This window comes from Streptomyces sp., from assembly GCF_031181705.1.
In the GTDB taxonomy this organism is placed as follows: domain Bacteria; phylum Actinomycetota; class Actinomycetes; order Streptomycetales; family Streptomycetaceae; genus Streptomyces.
The window spans coordinates 1-5,237 of the sequence record NZ_JAPSKN010000231.1 but is presented as its reverse complement, the minus strand read 5'-3'; the positions used below and the strand labels follow the sequence as shown (position 1 = coordinate 5,237).

Here is a 5,237-nt window from a genome sequence, read left to right as displayed (position 1 = left end):
GGACACCTCACACCACCTCGTCCTCGTGCAGGCGGGCGCGCAGGGCCCGTACCGCCGTGTGCAGCCGGCTCTTGACCGTGCCCTCCGGGACGCCGAGCTGCTCGGCGATGGAGCGGACCGGCAGGTCGGCGTAGAAGCGCAGGACGACGACCTGCCGCTGGGCGGCCGGCAGCTCGTCCAGGCCCTGGGCGACCGCGACGGACAGCACGCTGGTGTCCTCGCCGGAGGGGTGGGCCGGCTGGCGCAGGGCGGCCAGCCGCTCCCCGAGGCGCTCCTGGCGGCGCTTGGCCCGGTGCCAGTCCATGGCCAGGTTGGAGGCGACGACCGCCGCCCACGCCGAGACGTCCCGCGGCGCCTCCCGGCCACTGGCCGCCCGCTCCAGCAGCCGCAGGCGGACCTGCTGCACCCCGTCCGGCAGGTCCGCCTGCGGCACTCCCCCGAGCGCGAGCACCGCCCGCACCCGGCGTTCCTGCGCCGCGTCCAGCGGATCGGCCTCGCCCGGCGGATCGTCCCCGGCGTGCCCCTCCCGGCCGCTCCGGTCCCTTCCGCGCAGCAGCACAAGCCACCCCCTCACCGTGTCTGTCCTACGACGCCGGCACGGCCCGGAACGTTCGGCCGTGTTCACGCCGTCTTCCGGCGGGGCCACCGAGGCATACGTCACACTCCCGTGTGGCCGGAACCGGCATGGGCAGGCGAGCTTGCGGCGCACGCCCCCCGCGGGATGAATTCCTGCAGTTCAGCGGGGTCGACACCGCAGGTCCGCAACCATCGGGCGGGACGGCCCGTCCCACTCCCCGGGCAGACCGGGCAAAGAAGTGGACAGACGGGGCGTGGTCGGCCGCATGATGGAAAAGCCTCGGCCAAGCAACGAGCACGTGAAGAGACGCAGGAGAGGGAGTCACCGTGAGGGTCGGAATCGTCGGAGCCACCGGACAGGTGGGCACGGTCATGCGCAGGATCCTCACGGAGCGGAACTTCCCGGTCACCGAGCTGCGCCTGTTCGCCTCGGCCCGCTCGGCGGGCACGGAGCTGGACGGCGTGACGGTGGAGGACGCGGCGACCGCCGACTACACCGGCCTGGACATCGTGCTGTTCTCCGCGGGCGGTGCCACGTCCCGGGCGCTGGCCGAGAAGGTCGCCTCCCAGGGCGCCGTCGTGATCGACAACTCCTCCGCGTGGCGCAAGGACCCCGAGGTCCCGCTGGTCGTCTCCGAGGTGAACCCGCACGCGATCGCGAACCGCCCCAAGGGCATCATCGCCAACCCGAACTGCACGACGATGGCCGCGATGCCGGTCCTGCGTCCGCTGCACGCCGAGGCGGGCCTTCAGGCCCTGGTCGTCGCCACGTACCAGGCGGTCTCCGGTTCCGGTCTCGCGGGCGTCGCCGAGCTGCACGGCCAGGTGCAGAAGGTCGCCGCCGACGCCGACAAGCTCACCCACGACGGTGAGGCGGTCGACTTCCCGGAGCCCGGCGTCTACAAGCGCCCCATCGCGTTCAACGTGCTGCCGCTGGCCGGTTCGATCGTCGACGACGGCCTGAACGAGACCGACGAGGAGCAGAAGCTCCGCAACGAGTCCCGCAAGATCCTGGAGATCCCCGACCTGAAGGTCTCCGGCACCTGCGTGCGCGTCCCGGTCTTCTCCGGCCACTCCCTCCAGGTCAACGCCCGCTTCGCCCGCCCGATCACCCCCGAGCGCGCGACGGAGCTGCTGAAGCACGCCCCCGGCGTCGAGCTCTCCGACATCCCCACCCCGCTGCAGGCCGCCGGCAAGGACCCGTCCTACGTCGGCCGCATCCGCGGCGACGAGACGGTGGAGCACGGCCTGTCCTTCTTCGTCTCCAACGACAACCTCCGCAAGGGCGCGGCGCTGAACGCCGTGCAGATCGCGGAGCTGGTGGCCCAGGAGCTGTCCGCCCGGTAGGGCGACGGCGCCACACGCGCAGCGGGGCGGTCACCTCCAGCCGGGAGTGACCGCCCCGAGCGCTGTCCGGGGCCCGCCCCGTCAGGGCCGGCGCACCTCGTACAGGAAGCAGCCGTACTCCACCGCCCGGACGTGCACGAGCGCCACGGCCGGGTCCGCGAAGGCCTCGTCGAAGGCCTGCCGGAACGCGGCGGGCTCCTCGACCAGCCGTCCGCCCAGGATGCGCCCGTCGGCGGAGTAGCGGCGGACCGTGCGGTGGCTGTTCGTGAAGGGCAGGGCTTCACCGAGGTACCCCTCGCAGGGCTCGGCGTGGAGGAAGACCGGGCCCTGCTCGTCGTACGGCCCCGGATCCGCCCCGGTCGCGGACGCCCAGCGGCGCAGCGGCGCGTAGGAGACCAGGGCGATGCGTTCGCCGGGCGCGCTGCGGCGCAGGCAGCAGCGGAGCGGGGCGCCGCCCTCCGGGTCGGTGAACCCGGCGGTGGGCCGGCCCGCGTCGTCGGCCGTGCGCAGTTCCTTCAGGGCCAGGGGGTCGATGGGGCGTGCGGTGTACGTCGTCGTCATGGTTCCCAGGCTCGGGCGCGCGGGGCAAGGACACCGGCGGTTTCCGGACGTCGCGTCTGCCGGGGCCGGCCGCCGCCCGAGGGGTATCCCTACCGATGGCCCCGGTCGTCGCCCGACGCCGAGCCGCCGTGGAAAGATGACGCAACCCACCCATAACGAGGAGATGACCGCGTGCCTGGCACAAACCTGACCCGCGAAGAGGCGCAGCAGCGGGCGCAGCTGCTCGCCGTTGACTCGTACGAGATCGAACTCGACCTCTCCGGCGCGCAGGAGGGCGGCACCTACCGGTCCGTGACCACGGTGCGCTTCGACGTCGACGCCGACAACGGCGCCGAGTCGTTCATCGACCTGGTCGCTCCGGCCGTGCACGAGGTGACGCTGAACGGGGACTCGCTCGACCCCGCCGAGGTCTTCGCGGACTCCCGGATCGCCCTGCCCGGCCTGCTCCGGGGCCGCAACATCCTCCGGGTGGTCGCCGACTGCGCCTACACCAACACCGGTGAGGGCCTGCACCGTTTCGTCGACCCGGTCGACGACCAGGCCTATCTCTACACCCAGTTCGAGGTGCCGGACGCCCGCCGGGTGTTCGCGAGCTTCGAGCAGCCCGACCTCAAGGCGACCTTCCAGTTCACCGTGAAGGCGCCGGAGGGCTGGACCGTCGTCTCCAACTCGCCGACGCCCGAGCCGCAGGACAACGTCTGGGTCTTCGAGCCGACGCCGCGCATCTCGACGTACATCACGGCGCTGATCGCCGGCCCGTACCACTCGGTGCACAGCGTGTACGAGAAGGACGGCCAGTCCGTCCCGCTCGGCATCTACTGCCGCCCCTCGCTCGCCGAGTACCTCGACTCGGACGCCATCTTCGAGGTGACCCGGCAGGGCTTCGAGTGGTTCCAGGAGAAGTTCGACTACGCGTACCCGTTCGAGAAGTACGACCAGCTGTTCGTGCCGGAGTTCAACGCGGGCGCGATGGAGAACGCGGGCGCGGTGACCATCCGCGACCAGTACGTGTTCCGCTCGAAGGTCACGGACGCGGCGTACGAGACGCGCGCGGAGACCATCCTGCACGAGCTGGCCCACATGTGGTTCGGCGACCTCGTGACCATGGAGTGGTGGAACGACCTGTGGCTGAACGAGTCGTTCGCCACCTACACCTCCATCGCCTGCCAGGCCGCCGCGCCCGGCTCGCGCTGGCCGCACTCGTGGACGACGTTCGCCAACTCCATGAAGACCTGGGCGTACCGGCAGGACCAGCTGCCCTCGACGCACCCGATCATGGCGGACATCCGCGACCTGGACGACGTGCTCGTCAACTTCGACGGCATCACGTACGCCAAGGGCGCCTCCGTGCTGAAGCAGCTCGTCGCCTACGTGGGTGAGGACGAGTTCTTCCGGGGCGTGCAGGCGTACTTCAAGGCGCACGCCTTCGGCAACACGCGTCTGTCGGACCTGCTGGGGGCGCTGGAGGAGACCTCCGGCCGCGATCTGAAGACCTGGTCGAAGAAGTGGCTGGAGACGGCCGGCATCAACGTCCTGCGCCCGGAGATCGAGACGGACGCCGACGGCGTGATCACCTCGTTCGCCGTCCGCCAGGAGGCCCCGGCGCTGCCGTCCGGCGCCAAGGGCGAGCCGACGCTGCGCCCGCACCGGATCGCCGTGGGCCTGTACGAGCTGGACGACGACAGCGGCAAGCTGGTCCGCGAGGAGCGCATCGAGCTGGACGTCGACGGTGAACTGACCGCCGTGCCGCAGCTGGTCGGCCGTCGCCGCCCGGCCGTGATCCTGCTCAACGACGACGACCTGTCGTACGCGAAGGTCCGCCTGGACGAGCGGTCCCTGGCCGTGGTCACCGAGCACCTGGGCGACTTCGAGTCCTCCCTGCCGCGCGCCCTGTGCTGGGCGTCGGCCTGGGACATGACCCGCGACGCCCAGCTGGCGGCCCGCGACTACCTGTCCCTGGTGCTGTCCGGCATCGGCAAGGAGTCCGACATCGGTGTCGTGCAGTCGCTCCAGCGCCAGGTGAAGCTGGCCATCGACCTGTACGCCGACCCGGCCGCCCGCGAGACGCTGCTGGCCCGCTGGACGGACGCGACGCTGGCCCACCTGCGGTCGGCCGCGCCCGGCAGCGACCACCAGCTGGCGTGGGCGCGCGCGTTCGCCGCGACGGCCCGCACGCCCGAGCAGCTGGACCTGCTGGACGCGCTGCTGGACGGCTCGCAGACCATCGAGGGCCTGGTCGTCGACACGGAGCTGCGCTGGGCGTTCGTGCAGCGGCTGGCCGCGGTCGGCCGGTTCGACGAGACGGAGATCGCGGCCGAGTACGAGCGCGACCGTACGGCGGCCGGTGAGCGGCACGCCGCCACGGCCCGGGCCGCCCGGCCGACCCCGGAGGCGAAGGCGGAGGCGTGGGCGTCGGTCATCGACTCCGACAAGCTGCCGAACGCCGTGCAGGAGGCGGTCATCGGCGGCTTCGTCCAGACCGACCAGCGTGAGCTGCTCGCCCCGTACGCGGACCGGTACTTCGAGGTGGTCAAGGACATCTGGGAGTCCCGCTCCCACGAGATGGCCCAGCAGATCGCGATCGGCCTGTACCCGACCGTGCAGGTCTCCCAGGAGACCCTGGACAGGACGGACGCGTGGCTGAGCTCCGCCGAACCGAACGCGGCCCTGCGCCGCCTGGTCTCGGAGTCCCGCGCGGGCGTCGAACGCGCCCTGCGCGCCCAGCGCGCGGACGCGGCGGCGGCCGGGCAGTA

4 protein-coding genes are annotated in these 5,237 nt (G+C 72.0%); 2 read left to right on the top strand and 2 right to left on the bottom strand.

Annotation, left to right across the window (positions count from 1 at the left end):
- Nucleotides 1-7 precede the first annotated feature (7 nt).
- Nucleotides 8-556: a sigma-70 family RNA polymerase sigma factor gene (locus tag RIN80_RS26170; RefSeq protein WP_309098113.1), complete on the bottom strand. Its 549-nt coding sequence runs from the start codon at nucleotides 554-556 to the stop codon at nucleotides 8-10.
- A gap of 347 nt (nucleotides 557-903) precedes the next feature.
- On the opposite strand from RIN80_RS26170, the gene RIN80_RS26165 reads away from it, so the two are divergent.
- The gene (locus tag RIN80_RS26165) at nucleotides 904-1,923 is read left to right on the top strand and encodes an aspartate-semialdehyde dehydrogenase (RefSeq protein WP_309098112.1); all 1,020 of its coding nucleotides are present in this window, start codon (nucleotides 904-906) and stop codon (nucleotides 1,921-1,923) included.
- 81 nt (nucleotides 1,924-2,004) lie between these two features.
- Here the strand turns inward: RIN80_RS26165 and RIN80_RS26160 are convergent, their stop codons facing one another.
- The gene (locus tag RIN80_RS26160) at nucleotides 2,005-2,484 is read right to left on the bottom strand and encodes a DUF1203 domain-containing protein (RefSeq protein ID WP_309098111.1); all 480 of its coding nucleotides are present in this window, start codon (nucleotides 2,482-2,484) and stop codon (nucleotides 2,005-2,007) included.
- Nucleotides 2,485-2,655: 171 nt separating this feature from the next.
- Here RIN80_RS26160 and pepN point away from each other — a divergent pair.
- The coding region (gene pepN, locus RIN80_RS26155) for an aminopeptidase N (protein WP_309098110.1) at nucleotides 2,656-5,237 on the top strand (2,582 nt) is incomplete at its 3' end.

What these genes read in the sequence shown, in the direction of transcription:
- RIN80_RS26160 (WP_309098111.1), bottom strand. Translation starts at nt 2,484, where the DNA reads ATGACGACGACGTACACCGCACGCCCCATCGACCCCCTGGCCCTGAAG.